Here is a 13071-nt window from a genome sequence, read left to right as displayed (position 1 = left end):
CACAGCCCCGCCCGAGGGGGCGGCCGGCATCCGGCGGCGGGGGAGCACGCGGCCGGGCACGCACGAGGGGGCGGGACCGTGTGGTCCCGCCCCCTCGATGGACGGCGTCGGTGACGCCGTCACGACCTGGTCAGGCCTTGCCCAGGATGCGGTTGAGGTTCGTGCCGCAGACGGGGCACTGGCCCTTGGCCATCCGACGGCCGTTGTCGGAAACGACAACCTTGCCCTCGGCCTCGCGCTTCTCCTTGCACTTCACGCAGTAGAACTCGCCCTTGTAGGTCTCGTCAGCCATTGGTGTCTCCTTGATGCTGGCACCCATCCGACGGGTGCCTCGACTCGTTCAACCCTAGAGCACGCTGAGCACGAAATCATGCTCATCCCCGCTTGGCGCGCCTCGCGCCGATGGGGTATGCCGCGGGCGCGCGGCCGCGCTGCGCGACGGTGTCGGTGCCCGGGCCTACCCTGCCCTCATGGCGACGGAACGGCGCGAGGTGGTGCAGACGGTGGTCGACGGCGTGACCGTCGAGGTCCGCCGCAGCGCCCGGCGCCGCCGCACCGTGTCGGCCTACCGTCAGGAGGGGCGGCTCGTTGTGCTCGTGCCTGCACGCATGAGCCGGGCCGAGGAGGGCGAGTGGGTGCGCACCATGGTGGCCCGGGTCGCCGCCTCGGAGCAGCGCCGCCGGCGCACCGACGGCGACCTCGAGCAGCGGGCGCTCGCGCTCTCCCGTGAGCACCTCGGTGGGCGGGCCGTGCCGACCAGCGTGCGGTGGGTGTCCAACCAGAACTCGCGGTGGGGCTCCTGCACCCCGGCCGAGGGCTCGATCCGCTTGTCCGACAAGCTCCGTGGCATGCCGGCGTGGGTCGTCGACTACGTGCTGCTCCACGAGCTCGCGCACCTGCTGCAGCCCGGGCACGGGCCGCAGTTCTGGGCCCTGCTGCAGGGCTACCCGCGGCTCGAGCGGGCACGCGGCTACCTCCAGGGAGTGTCCGCCACGGCGGGCCTCGACCTCAGCGACGACTGAGCGGGTCGCCCCGGGCGAGGGCCGGGCGAGGGCCGGGCGAGGGCCGGGCGAGGGCCGGGCGAGGGCCGGGCGAGGGCCGGGCGAGGGCCGGGCGAGGGCCGGGCGAGGGCTGCGCGACGGCAGGACGACGACCGGACGACGACCGGACGACGACCGCAGCGGCGGTCGCGCCAACCGGACGCGGCGGTCAGGACCGCGTGGCCCGCAGGCCGGCCGCCACGAGCGGCGCCAGCTCGTCACGGGTGCCGACGGGCAGCTCGTCGACGGGCCACCAGCGCACGTCGATCGACTCGGTGCTGACGCTCGCCCGCGTGTCGCGCGCCGTGACGGCGGCGAACCGGATGTCGAGGTGCTCGCGGCAGGTGCCGAAGTCGCCGACGAGCACGTGCCGGTCGAGCTGCACGATCTCGGGCAGCGCCGCGATGTCCTCGATCCCGGACTCCTCGCGCGCCTCGCGCGTGGCGGCGTGCCACACCGACGCGTCACCGGGCTCGTAGTGGCCGCCGAACTGGAACCACTCGCGCGCCCGCCGGTGCAGCGTCAGCAGGGCCGACCCGCCGTCCTCGTCGAGGACGATGACGCTCCCGGTGAGGTGGGCCGGCGGCCCGGCCTTGCTCATGGCGTCGGGGTGGGCGGCGAGGTGCGCGAGGAAGTCGAGACGCAGCTGCTCCTGGCGGGCGTCCGGCGCCGGCCAGGACTCGAGCCGGGCCACGGCGTCCGCGTGCAGGGTGGACCAGGCCACGCCGGCGTCCGCCGCGCGCTCGAGCGTCGGCTCGAGCGACGGCTCCGGCGACGACGCGGCTGTGGGGGTGCCCGTCACCGCGGGTCGTCGCCGGGGCGCTCGCCGCGCTCACCACCGGCGCCGCGCTCGCGGTCGGCCTCCTCGAGGATGTCGCGCAGCACGGCGTCGAGGTCGGCGCTGATCGTGTCCTCGTCGCCGGCCGTGGAGCCGGAGGCGCCCGCGCTGCTCGCCGCGTCGGTCAAACCGGTCGCGTCCGTCGAGCCCGTCGAGCCGTCCGGGGCGCCGGGCGAGGACTCGCCGGCGGCGCGCTGGACGAAGCCGATCGGGTCGTCGAGGTCGGCCGAGGTGGGCGCGAGGTCGGGGTGCGCCCACCGGCCGTCGCGCAGGTCCGGCCCACCGGCGTTCTCGAGCGCGGCCCAGAGGTTGGCCGCGTCGCGCAGGCGGCGCGGGCTGAGCTCGAGGCCGACGAGCCCGGCGAAGGTCTTCTGCGCGGCGCCGCCCACGCGGCGGCGGCGGATGGTCTCGGCCAGGGCGGCGGACTGCGGCAGGTGCCGCGCGGTGGCCCGATCGGTCACGTGGTCGACCCAGCCCTCGGCGAGGGCGAGAAGGGTCTCGAGCCGGCCGAGCGCAGCGCGCTGCGCCGGGGTGGGTTGGGGCCGGAAGAGGTTGCCCTGCAAGGCCTCCCGCAGCGCCTCGGGGTCCGAGGGGTCGATCGTCGACAGCGCCGACTCGATGGCCTCGGTGTCGATGGTGATGTTGCGGGCGTAGTCCGAGACCGCTGAGAGCAGCTGCGGCCCGAGCCACGACACCTCGGCGAAGAGCCGCACGCGGGCGGCCTCGCGGACCGCGAGGTAGAGGCGCACCTGCGCGACGTCGATCTCGAGCGACTCGGCCAGCTGCGCCACGTTGCCGGGGAGGAGGGCGACGAGGCCGGGCTCGGTCAGGGGCAGGCCCACCTCGGTGCCGCTGACGACCTCGGTGGCGAGGGTGCCGACGGCCTGGCCGAGCTGCGCCGAGAACATCTGCCGGCTGAGGTTGCCGAGCATCGGCGCCCACTGCTCCACCATCTCGCGCGGGTCGAAGCCGGCCGGCAGCCCCTCGGGCAGCGCCTCGCCGAACGCCTCCGGGCCGAGCTCGCCGACCTGCTTGCGCATCGCGTCGGACGTGGCCTGCGTGACCCCGTCCGAGACCGGCTCGATGAGCTCGAACCAGCGCGGCATGGTCGCGTCGACCCACTCGGCGCGGCTGAACCCCGTCGCCCGCCAGGCGGGCGCGGCGAGGGTGGTCTGTTCGTCGAGCCAGAGCGTGGCCACGGCCACGGCGTCCGCGACGACGCGGTCGGCCGCAGGGTCGTGCACGTCGTTGCCGTCGACGGTGAGCACGTGCCGGCGCGCCACCTCGGTGGCGAGGTCGCGCGAGCCGGTGGGCGACTGCTGCGCCGCCATGAAGGTGCCGAGCTGGGCGCGCATCGCGGCCTGGGTGGCCGGGTCGGTCGGGTCGACGCCCATGCTGCGCATGGCCTCGGCGAGCTCGGGGTTGTCGGCGGCCTCTCCGAGCACCTTCTCGAGCATCGCGCCGAGGTCGGAGGCGTCCATGCCGCCGAGGTCGGGCAGGCCGGCGAACCCACCACCGAACCCGCGCCCGGCACCCGTGCCGGGCGCGGCACCGAAGCCGGCCCCCGAGCGGTCCAGGGGGAGTCCGAAGGGGGACTCGCCCGGTCGGCGGCCCTGCGGCCCACCCGCGCCGGTGTCCCCGGTGTCCCCGGTGTCCCCGGTGTCCCCGGCGCCCGTGGCGCCGGTCTCGCTCGAGGTGTCGGGCTCGCGGGGCTCGTCGTCCCGGTCGCTGCGGTTGTCGTCACCGCGTCCGCGGTCGTCGGCCATGCCTGCTCATCCCCACTCGTGCGTGTCACCTGCGGCCGGACGGCCACACACCAAGACAACCACGGATCACCGCCGTTGGTTCCCGGCCCACGACGCAGCCCGGGGCGACCCGGCCTACGATGGCGGGCGTGACGGTCACCCTTGCCGAGATCCGCGAGACACCCCTGTCGGTCGACGAGGTGCTCGCCGGCGTCTCCTCGCCCCGAGCGGGCGGGGTGTGCCTCTTCATCGGCACCGTGCGCGACCACGACCGTCCGGCGCACGTCGACGGCGCCGACCCGACGGACGCCCCGGTCGCCCACCTCGACTACTCCGCCCACCCGCAGGCCGCCGAGACCGCGCGCGCCCTCGCCGAGCGGCTCGCGGGGGACGGGCGAGCCGTGCGCATCGGGCTCGTCCACCGCGTCGGGCACCTCGAGGTCGGTGACCTCGCCGTCGTCGTCGGGGTGAGCGCCGAGCACCGCGCGGAGGCGTTCGACGTCTGCCGCGAGCTGATCGACGAGCTGAAGGCCACGGTGCCGATCTGGAAGCACCAGCTCTTCGCCGACGGCGCCGACGAGTGGGTCGGACTGCCGTGAGGACGATCAAGCGCGTGCCCGAGCAGTCACCCGAGACCGGCACCGCCGCCTTCGGCGCACCCGAGGCCCGGTCGGCCCGCCTGACCCGCGGCAACAAGGCGGTCCTCGCCGTCTTCTTCCTCTTCCTCGCGATCATGGTGGCCGGCTCGCTCGTGCACCTGCCGTATGCCGTCATGAGCCCCGGCCCGACGCAGAACACCCTCGGCACCTCGCCCGACGGCAAGAAGACCCCGGTCATCTCGATCTCGGGCCTGCCGACCTACCCCACCGAGGGCGCCCTGCGCTTCACGACCGTGCGGGTCGAGGGCGGCCCGGGCTACCCGGTCGACGCCTGGGACCTGCTGCAGGCCTGGATCGACCCGGCCCGCGACGTCCTGCCCGTGGACGACGTCTTCGACCCCGCGGTGACCCAGGAGCAGGTGGCCGAGGAGAACGCCATCCAGATGGAGGGCTCGCAGGAGGAGGCCACGGCCGTCGCCCTGCGCGCCATCGGCCAGGACGTGCCGACCCACATCGCCGTGGCCGGCCTCGCCGACACCTCGAAGGCCAAGGGCCTGCTGAAGCCCGGCGACCGGTTCGAGCGCATCGACGACGTGCCGATCACGTCCGCCCAGACGGTGCGTGACGCCCTGCAGAAGGCCGAGCCCGGCGACACGGTCACCATCGTCGTGTCGCGGGCGGGCAAGGACGTCTCGCTCGAGGTGCCGACGGTGACCGGTCCGGAGGGACGCACGGCGCTCGGGGTGATCCTCGGCCTCGACCACGACTTCCCGGCCAAGGTCACCATCGACGCGGGCTCGATCGGGGGGCCGTCGGCCGGCCTGATGTTCTCCCTCGGCATCTACGACAAGCTGACGCCCGGGTCGCTCGTCGGCGACCACGAGGTGGCCGGCACGGGCACCATCGACGACGCCGGCGCGGTCGGGCCCATCGGCGGCATCCGGCAGAAGCTCGCTGGGGCGCGCGCCGACGGCGCCACCTTCTTCCTCGCCCCCGCCGCCAACTGCGACGAGGTCGTCGGCCACGAGCCGGACGGGCTCACCGTGCTCAAGGTCGGCACGTTCGACGAGGCCCGCACGGCCGTCGAGGGCATCGCCGCCGGGCGGACCGGCACGCTGCCCCGCTGCTGAGCCGCCGAGCAGGTCGTCTCAGTCGGTGAGCGTGGCGCGGAGCGCCTCGACGAGGCCGGGGGCGATGTCCTTGCCCGTGGCCACCGCGTCGTCGGAGTCGTGCTCGCGCTGGCGCAGCAGGCAGATCGACCGGCCGTCGCGCAGCACGGCGACGACGAGGCGCACGTCCTTGCGGTCGGGGTGGGCGGCGAGCAGGTCGACCGCCTCCTCGCCCCGGGAGGGCAGCTCGCGCTCGGCCTCCGGCGGCACGACCATCCGCTCGATGGCGAAGGCGCACCCGTCGACCTCCGCCGGCCAGGCGATCCGCCCGAGCAGGGTCTCGAGCGAGCTCGTCGCCTGCAGGCCCTCCTGCTCGATGGCCGTCAGGGCCCCCTCGGCGAGGTCCGAGGGACCCATCTGCGCGCGCAGCTGCGGCTCGCGCTCGAGCAGGTCGGCCGTGCGCACGAGCGCGAAGAGCCGGGCCGGCTGGTCCCAGCCCGCGGCCGCGACGTGGCGCTCGGTGTCGAGGGCGGCGATGGCGAGGGGGTCGATGACGGGCTGCGCGTTCACGGCTCCATGCTGCCGCATCCGGGCGCTGCGGCTCGCCACCGGTCCGGATGGGACGGCCGAGGGGGTCACGTTGCGGTATCGCGCCGGGGGTTGCGGTGCGGGCGCGGGTTATGGTTGCCGCAGGCGGCCACCGGCGGTCGCCCCGGGTCCGTTGCGAGCGCTCCCGAGCGCCCGGGCCGGCCCGCGAGCACCCGAGTCCATCTGAGCCCCTGCCCGCCCCAGCACCCAAGGCACTCCACGTGAGCGACAGCAACTTCGGCCCCCCTCCGGGCAACTTCAACGACGACGACTCGGGCAGGCCCCGACGACCGGACACCGTGGCGCTCCCGCCCACGCGACGTCCGCTCGTCACGGCGCTCGTGGTGGCGGCGGCGCTCCTCGTCGTCATCGCCATCGCCGCGCAGTTCTGGACCGAGGTGCTGTGGTACCAGTCGGTCGACTTCTCGGGCGTCTTCAGCACCCAGGTCGTGACGAAGGTGCTCCTCGGCGTCGTCGGGGGCCTGCTGACCGCGGCCATGGTGTGGTCGAGCATCCACCTCGCCTTCCGCAGCCGGCCGATCTACGCGCCGTCGCCCGACACGCAGGCCATGGAGCACTACCGCCAGCTCGTCGAGCCGATGCGCCGCACGGCGACCGTGGCGGCGCCGCTCGCCGTCGGCCTCTTCGCGGGCCTCTCGGCCGCCACCCAGTGGGACACCTTCCTGCTGTGGCGCAACGGCAGCCCCTTCGGCACGACCGACCCCGAGTTCGGCCTCGACCTCGGCTTCTTCGTCTTCGACCTGCCGTGGATCAACTTCGTCGTCGCGTTCCTCACGATGATCCTCGTCATCGGCTTCATCACGGCCGCCTTCACGCACTACCTCTACGGCGGCATCGTCGCGGGCCAGAAGATGCGCTCGACGCAGGCCGCCCGGGTCCACCTGTCGGTCATCGCCGCCGGGCTCGTGCTCGTGCGCGCCGTCGCCTTCTGGGTCGACCGCTACAACCTCGCCACGGCCCAGTCCACGCGGATGACCGGCATCCAGTACACGCAGGCGCACGCGGACATCCCCACCAAGGGCATCCTCGCGATCGCGGCCGTCATGTGCGCGATCATGTTCCTCACCGTCATCTGGACCCGCACCTGGCGGCTGCCGCTCGTCGGCGTCGCGGTGCTCGCGGTCATCGTCGTCGCGGTCGGCGGCATCTACCCGGCGCTCATCCAGTCGCTCAAGGTGCGCCCGTCGGAGAAGTCGCTCGAGGTCCCGTACATCCAGCGCAACATCGACGCGACGAGAGCCGCCTACGGCTTCGACAAGATCGACGTGAAGTCCTACGACACGAAGACGGTGGCGGCGCCCGGTCAGCTGCGCGGCGACGCGGCGACGGTGCCCGGCATCCGGCTCATCGACCCCAACATCGTCAGCCCCACGTTCAAGCAGCTCGAGGCGAGCAAGGGCTACTACCAGTTCGCCGACGTGCTCGACGTCGACCGCTACAAGATCGACGGCACGTCGCAGGACACCGTCATCGCCGCCCGCGAGCTCGACCTCACGGGCGTGCCCGACGGCCAGCGCAACTGGCTCAACGACCACACCGTCTACACCCACGGCTACGGGGTCGTCGCGGCGAAGGGCAACACCCGCGAGGACGACGGGCGCCCGACGTTCTTCGAGTCGCAGATCGGCACCGAGGGCGCGCTCGGCAAGTACGAGCCGCGCATCTACTTCGGTGAGAGCTCGCCGGAGTACTCGGTCGTCGGTGGCGGCAAGCGCGAGTTCGACTACCCGGACCCGCAGGGCACGGGCCAGATCACCTACAGCTACTCCGGCACCGGCGGTGTGGCCCTCGACGCCGTCCGTCGCCTCGCGTATGCCGTCAAGTACCGCGAGATCAACTTCCTCCTCTCCGACGCGGTGACCAACGACTCGCGCATCCTCGACCACCGCACCCCGCGGGACCGCGTCCAGCGCGTCGCCCCGTGGCTGACGCTCGACGGCAACGCGTACCCCGCCGTCGTCGACGGCCGGGTGCTCTGGGTGCTCGACGGCTACACGACGTCGGCGAACTACCCGTACTCCGAGATGACGACGCTCGACACCGCGACCGAGGACGCCGTGACGAGCACGCGCACCTCGGTGCGCGCGGTGCAGGGCGGGCAGGTCAACTACGTGCGCAACTCGGTCAAGGCGACCGTCGACGCCTACGACGGCACCGTGAACCTCTACCAGTGGGACGAGACCGACCCCGTGCTCAAGGCCTGGATGTCCATCTTCCCCGGCACGGTCAAGCCGCTCGCCGACATCAAGGGCTCGCTCATGGAGCACCTGCGCTACCCGGAGGACCTCTTCAAGGTCCAGCGCAGCCTGCTCGAGAAGTACCACGACACCGACGCCGCCTCGTTCTACGGCGGCCAGAACTTCTGGCGCGTGCCGGACGACCCGACCCAGCAGGGCGCGGACCTGCTCCAACCGCCCTACTACCTGTCGCTCGCCATGCCGGGCCAGCCCGCGCCGGCGTTCTCGCTGACGTCGACGTTCATGCCCACCGGTGACCGCAACGTCCTCTCCGGCTTCCTCGCCGTCGACGGCGACGCCGGCAGCGCGGACGGCAAGCGGTCGTCGACCTACGGGACCATGCGGCTGCTCGAGACGACGGGCGGTTCGGTCAACGGCCCGGGCCAGGTCTACAACGACATGCGCACCTCGGCGGTGACGTCGAACGACGCCTCGCTCGGTCGACAGCTGACCCTCGCTCAGTTCATCTCGACGACGTCGTCGACCGGCGCGAACGTCATCTTCGGCAACCAGCTGACCCTGCCCGTCGGCGGTGGGCTGCTCTACGTGCAGCCGATCTACGTCCAGGCGCGGTCGACCGGGTCGGGCACCTACCCGCGCCTGTCGGCGGTCGCGGTCGCCTTCGGCGACAAGATCGCCTGGGCGGGCTCGCTCGACGCCGCGCTCAACGACCTCTTCGGCGGATCGTCGGGCGCCCAGGCCGGCGACAACGGCGCGTCGGCCCCCACGACGCCCACGCCGGGCTCGACGCCGACCCCGGGCAGCACGGGCGGCACCCCGTCGGCGACGCCGTCGCAGACGCCGACGTCCGGAGCGACGGGCACCCCGAACTCGGCCGCGCTCACCCAGGCGCTGAAGGACGCGCAGTCGGCCTACACCGAGGGGGAGGCCGCCCTGAAGCGCGGCGACTTCACCGCCTACGGGCAGGCGCAGACGCGCCTCAAGGCGGCGCTCGAGCGGGCCGTGGAGGCGTCGCCGCGCTCGGCCGGCTCAGGCAACTGAGCCAGGGCAAGGAGTCGAATCGACTTGCGGCAGCACGCGATCCGCGTGCTGCCGCTCGTCGTTCGCGCCGAGCTCGGGTGGGTCGGAGCGCCTCGATTTGGACCTCCGCGCCCTTTCGCGTAACGTTGCTCTTGCCGACGCGGGGTGGAGCAGCTCGGTAGCTCGCCGGGCTCATAACCCGGAGGTCGCAGGTTCAAATCCTGCCCCCGCTACCAGATGATGTCGGCAGACATCGACACCGATGGCCTCACAGAGATGTGGGGCCATCGGTGTTTCTGCATGCCCGCGGGGTCACGACGTCGCCGGTGAGCCCGCCGAGGGTGGGTGCGCTGCACCCCGGACCGGCGCGGCCTTCCCCGGTCGTGGGAGCCGCCGCATCGTTGCGGGGTCAGCACCACCGCAACGAAGGAGTCCGTCACCATGGTGACCAGCACCGTCCCCGCCCACGACCTCACCGACCGCGTGGCCGTCGTCACCGGCGCCGCCCGAGGCATCGGGCTGGCCACGGCCGACCTGTTGAGGTCTCGCGGCGCCCTCGTCGTCGCCAGCGACGTCTCGGAGGCCGTGCGCGAGCAGGAGGACCGACGCACGGCCACGCTCGTCGGCGACGCCGCCGACGAGCGCGTGGCCCGCGCCACGACCGACCTCGCGGTCGAGCGGTTCGGCCGGCTCGACATCCTCGTCAACAACGCGGGGCGCACGCTCAACAAGCTCGTCACGGAGACGAGCGTGGAGGAGTTCGACGGCATCCTGGCCACGAACGCGCGCGGCAACTTCCTGCACGCCCGTGAGGCGTTCCGGGTCATGCAGCGCGGTGGTGGCGGCTCGATCGTGTCGATCGCCTCGGTGTCCTCGGTCGTCGCCTTCGAGACCCAGACGGCGTATGCCGCGTCCAAGGGTGCGCTCGTCCAGATGGCCCGGGTGCTCGCCGTGGAGGGAGGCCCGCACGGGATCCGCAGCAACGCGGTCCTGCCGGGCGTCATCGACACCGACATCATGGAGGGCGTGGTCGAGGACGGGCGCACCATGCTCGCGAGCTTCGGCCCGGCCCACCCCATCGGCCGCATCGGGCGGCCCGAGGAGGTCGCCGAGGCCGTGGTGTTCCTCGCGTCGCCCGCGTCGTCGTTCGTCACCGGCGCGCTGCTGGCCGTGGACGGTGGCTGGACCGCGCAGTGAGCGCCTGGCCGGTCGGGCTCAGCTGGCGGGGCCTGCCGTGCCGCCAGTGCCGGCGGCCCCGTCCGCGGGCGGCGTGCCGGCCACGGCGAGCTCGCGCAGCCGGTCGAGGGCGGCCTCGCTCGGTGAACCGGGCTCGGCCTGGTAGACGACGAGCTCCTGCCCCGGCGCCGACTTCACGTCGAAGGCGAGCAGGCCCAGCTCGAGGTCACCCACTCGTGGGTGCCGGAACCGCTTGCTGCGCAGTCGTTCTCCGCGGGCGTCGTGCTGCGCCCAGAGGCGCTCGAAGTCCGGGCTCTCGCGCAGCAGCGACGCCAGCACCTCCGTGACCCTGGGGTCGTCGGGGGAGCGCCCCTGGAGGATGCGGAACCCGGCGGTCGTGTAGGTCGCGACGAGCTCCCAGTCGCGGTAGAAGGTGTGCGCATCGGGATCGAGGAAGATCTTCCGCATGAGGTTGGGGCCCTGGCCGAAGCCCTCGAAGAGGGCGAGCGCGAGCTGGTTGCCCGCCACGACGTCGTAGGCGCGGCCCAGCACGATGGCCGGGTGGTCGGGCCACGCCTCGAGCAGGCGCAACAGCTGTGGGTCCACCCTCTCGGTCGTGTCGCCGTGCCACGTGCCGGGGGCGAGACCGGCGACGCGGAAGAGGTGCATCGGGGCCTCGTCGTCGAGCCCGAGGACGCCGCCCAGGGCCCGGAGCACCTGCGGGGAGGGGTGGCGCTTTCGTCCCTGCTCGAGACGCGTGTAGTAGTCGACGCTGACGCCGGCCAGCATCGCCACCTCCTCGCGCCGCAGGCCCGGCACCCGGCGCGAGCCGTGCTGCACGACGGCGACGTCGTCGGGGGAGCGACGGGCCCGTCTGGCCTTGAGGTAGTCCCCGAGTGCTGTCCGGCTCACGTCTCCCGATGCTGGACACCCGGGCCGCGCGGGAGAAACGCCCCGTCGTGTGCCCCGAGGCCTCGGGTTCAGCGCGACAGGCTCGCGACGGGTAGCTCGAACCAGCGCAGGTGGTCGAAGTCGGCGTTGACGTGCGCCGCGTCGCAGCGCTCCGGCGTCGCGGCCGCGAGGACCGCCCGGGCCTCGGCGAGGTGCTCGGCGAGGATCTCCTCGCCGGCCACCTCGGTGCGGGCCGGGTGCGTCAGCCGACCGCCGGAGAACGACACGTCGTCGAGGCGCAGGGGCGGCTCCACCGGCCCGTTGCGGTGGCGCCACAGGCCGCTCGCCGGCTCGAAGGTGTAGTCGCCGAGGAGGCGCCAGCCCTCACGGGCCACGAGGCGCACGGCCTCGATGACGTAGTCGGCGACGACGTCGGAGATGAAGTAGTTGAAGTTGACGCGCACCCAGCCGGGCTTGATGCCCTCGCAGCCACGGCCGATCTCGCGCTCGAACTCGTGCGACCGCTCGAGGTCGATGCCGAGCAGGTGGTGGCCGTAGGGGCCGGCGCAGGAGCAGCCGCCGCGCGCCTGGATGCCGAAGAGGTCGTTGAGCACGGCGACGACGAAGTTGTGGTGCAGGTGGCGTCCGCGGTCAGAGCGCACGACGAACGAGACGATCGAGAGCCGCTCCGCGTCGAGGTTGCCGAGGATCTCGATGGCCGGCTCCTCGCTCCAGGCCTCGACGGCGCGGCGCAGGAAGCGGTCCTCGTGGGCGCGGATCGTCGGGGTCCCGACCGCCTCCTTGAGCTTGAAGACGAGGCCGGCCCGGATCGACTCGATGATCGCCGGGGTGCCGCCCTCCTCCCGGTGCGCCGGGTCGGTGAGGTAGTCGTGCCCGGCGGGGTTGACGTAGGCGACGGTGCCACCGCCGGGCACGTCGGGCACGCGGTTGGTCATGAGCTCGCGGCGCACGACGAGCACGCCCGGGGTGCTGGGGCCGCCGATGAACTTGTGGGGGCTGAGGAACACCGCGTCCTTGTAGGCCGTCGGGTCGGCGACCCCGCGCCCGCCGCGGCCGTACATCTCGATCTCGACGTAAGGGCCGGCCGCCGCGAAGTCCCAGAAGGCGAGGGCGCCGAACTCGTGCAGGAGCGAGGAGATGGCGTCGGTGTCGGTGACGATCCCGGTGACGTTGCTGGCCGCCGAGAACGAGCCGACGAGGAGCGGGCGGTGCGCATGGTCGGCCAGGCGCCGGCGCAGCACGTCGAGGTCGACGTGGCCGTCGAGGTCCTGGGGGATGACGACGACGTCGGCCACGCACTCGCGCCACATCACCTCGTTGGAGTGGTGCTCGTAGGGCCCGATGAAGACGACCGGCCGCTCGTCGCGCGGGACGAGCCGCGAGGCGTGCCAGCGGTCCTCGAAGGCGGACGGGACGCGCAGGCCCAGGATGCCGACGAGCTTGTCGATGGCGCCGGTGCACCCCGAGCCGGCGAAGACGACGACGGTCTCGTCGTCACCGCCGACGGCGTCGCGGATGGTGCGCCGCGCGTCCTCGCGCAGGCGCGTCGTCTGCAGGCCCGTGCCCGAGCTCTCGGTGTGCGTGTTGGCGTAGCGGGGGAGCACCTCGTCGCGGATGAAGTCCTCGATGAAGCCGAGCCCGCGGCCGGATGCCGTGTAGTCGGCATACGTGACCCGGCGCGGCCCGTAGGGCCCGTGCATCACCTGGTCGTCGCCGATGACGCTCGCGCGGATCATCGCCAGCAGGTCGCTCGAAGGTGCGCTCATGCCCCGAACATAGCGCAGGATGATGCTAATCCGCAGTTGGATAACTTTAAGTTATCGCC

Annotated in this window: 11 protein-coding genes and 1 tRNA gene; 6 read left to right on the top strand and 6 right to left on the bottom strand. The window is 73.1% G+C overall.

Features of this window, described 5'->3' with window-relative positions; all coding sequences use genetic code 11:
• Positions 1-130 precede the first annotated feature (130 nt).
• Positions 131-292 carry a DUF5679 domain-containing protein gene (locus ABT295_RS07425; protein WP_020143053.1) on the bottom strand — a complete coding sequence of 54 codons (162 nt, stop codon included), beginning with the start codon at positions 290-292 and terminating at the stop codon, positions 131-133.
• A gap of 178 nt (positions 293-470) precedes the next feature.
• On the opposite strand from ABT295_RS07425, the gene ABT295_RS07420 reads away from it, so the two are divergent.
• The gene (locus tag ABT295_RS07420; RefSeq protein ID WP_352393754.1) at positions 471-1022 is read left to right on the top strand and encodes a M48 metallopeptidase family protein; all 552 of its coding nucleotides are present in this window, start codon (positions 471-473) and stop codon (positions 1020-1022) included.
• A 187-nt stretch (positions 1023-1209) separates the two neighbouring features.
• Here the strand turns inward: ABT295_RS07420 and ABT295_RS07415 are convergent, their stop codons facing one another.
• Together ABT295_RS07415 and ABT295_RS07410 are read right to left on the bottom strand one after the other, a co-directional pair.
• Positions 1210-1842 carry an NUDIX hydrolase gene (locus ABT295_RS07415; protein ID WP_352393753.1) on the bottom strand — a complete coding sequence of 211 codons (633 nt, stop codon included), beginning with the start codon at positions 1840-1842 and terminating at the stop codon, positions 1210-1212.
• Complete coding sequence (locus tag ABT295_RS07410) at positions 1839-3644, bottom strand: zinc-dependent metalloprotease (protein ID WP_352393752.1); 1806 nt, start codon at positions 3642-3644, stop codon at positions 1839-1841. Before ABT295_RS07410 ends, ABT295_RS07415 begins: the two co-directional genes overlap by 4 nt.
• Before the next feature lie 119 nt (positions 3645-3763).
• Between ABT295_RS07410 and ABT295_RS07405 the strand changes: the two genes are divergently transcribed.
• Positions 3764-4222 (top strand): molybdenum cofactor biosynthesis protein MoaE, encoded by a 459-nt coding sequence (locus ABT295_RS07405; RefSeq protein ID WP_352393751.1) that lies wholly within the window; start codon positions 3764-3766, stop codon positions 4220-4222.
• 14 nt (positions 4223-4236) lie between these two features.
• Positions 4237-5352 carry a YlbL family protein gene (locus tag ABT295_RS07400; RefSeq protein ID WP_352393750.1) on the top strand — a complete coding sequence of 372 codons (1116 nt, stop codon included), beginning with the start codon at positions 4237-4239 and terminating at the stop codon, positions 5350-5352.
• A gap of 18 nt (positions 5353-5370) precedes the next feature.
• Here ABT295_RS07400 and ABT295_RS07395 read toward each other — a convergent pair whose 3' ends face one another.
• Positions 5371-5919 (bottom strand): PPA1309 family protein, encoded by a 549-nt coding sequence (locus ABT295_RS07395; protein WP_352394697.1) that lies wholly within the window; start codon positions 5917-5919, stop codon positions 5371-5373.
• 221 nt (positions 5920-6140) lie between these two features.
• Between ABT295_RS07395 and ABT295_RS07390 the strand changes: the two genes are divergently transcribed.
• The 3 genes from ABT295_RS07390 (at position 6141) to ABT295_RS07380 (ending at position 10355) form a co-directional block, all read left to right on the top strand.
• Positions 6141-9179, top strand: coding sequence for a UPF0182 family membrane protein (locus ABT295_RS07390; protein ID WP_352393749.1), 3039 nt, complete (start codon positions 6141-6143; stop codon positions 9177-9179).
• A 138-nt stretch (positions 9180-9317) separates the two neighbouring features.
• A tRNA-Met gene (locus tag ABT295_RS07385) sits at positions 9318-9394 on the top strand.
• Between the two features lie 205 nt (positions 9395-9599).
• The gene (locus ABT295_RS07380) at positions 9600-10355 is read left to right on the top strand and encodes an SDR family NAD(P)-dependent oxidoreductase (RefSeq protein ID WP_352393748.1); all 756 of its coding nucleotides are present in this window, start codon (positions 9600-9602) and stop codon (positions 10353-10355) included.
• Between the two features lie 18 nt (positions 10356-10373).
• Here the strand turns inward: ABT295_RS07380 and ABT295_RS07375 are convergent, their stop codons facing one another.
• Both ABT295_RS07375 and ABT295_RS07370 read right to left on the bottom strand, forming a co-directional pair.
• Positions 10374-11246, bottom strand: coding sequence for a helix-turn-helix transcriptional regulator (locus tag ABT295_RS07375; protein ID WP_352393747.1), 873 nt, complete (start codon positions 11244-11246; stop codon positions 10374-10376).
• Between the two features lie 68 nt (positions 11247-11314).
• Positions 11315-13012, bottom strand: coding sequence for an aminotransferase class V-fold PLP-dependent enzyme (locus ABT295_RS07370; protein WP_352393746.1), 1698 nt, complete (start codon positions 13010-13012; stop codon positions 11315-11317).
• Positions 13013-13071 lie beyond the last annotated feature (59 nt).

The sequence above is a fragment of the Terrabacter sp. NPDC000476 genome (assembly GCF_040300125.1).
Lineage (GTDB): Bacteria > Actinomycetota > Actinomycetes > Actinomycetales > Dermatophilaceae > Terrabacter.
The sequence above is the reverse complement of the archived record's forward strand: the minus strand, read 5'-3'. Positions and strand labels throughout refer to the sequence as shown.

What these genes read in the sequence shown, in the direction of transcription:
- ABT295_RS07425 (WP_020143053.1), bottom strand. Translation starts at nt 292, where the DNA reads ATGGCTGACGAGACCTACAAGGGCGAGTTCTACTGCGTGAAGTGCAAG.
- ABT295_RS07420 (WP_352393754.1), top strand. Translation starts at nt 471, where the DNA reads ATGGCGACGGAACGGCGCGAGGTGGTGCAGACGGTGGTCGACGGCGTG.
- ABT295_RS07410 (WP_352393752.1), bottom strand. Translation starts at nt 3,644, where the DNA reads ATGGCCGACGACCGCGGACGCGGTGACGACAACCGCAGCGACCGGGAC.
- ABT295_RS07405 (WP_352393751.1), top strand. Translation starts at nt 3,764, where the DNA reads ATGGCGGGCGTGACGGTCACCCTTGCCGAGATCCGCGAGACACCCCTG.
- ABT295_RS07395 (WP_352394697.1), bottom strand. Translation starts at nt 5,919, where the DNA reads ATGCGGCAGCATGGAGCCGTGAACGCGCAGCCCGTCATCGACCCCCTC.
- ABT295_RS07380 (WP_352393748.1), top strand. Translation starts at nt 9,600, where the DNA reads ATGGTGACCAGCACCGTCCCCGCCCACGACCTCACCGACCGCGTGGCC.
- ABT295_RS07370 (WP_352393746.1), bottom strand. Translation starts at nt 13,012, where the DNA reads ATGAGCGCACCTTCGAGCGACCTGCTGGCGATGATCCGCGCGAGCGTC.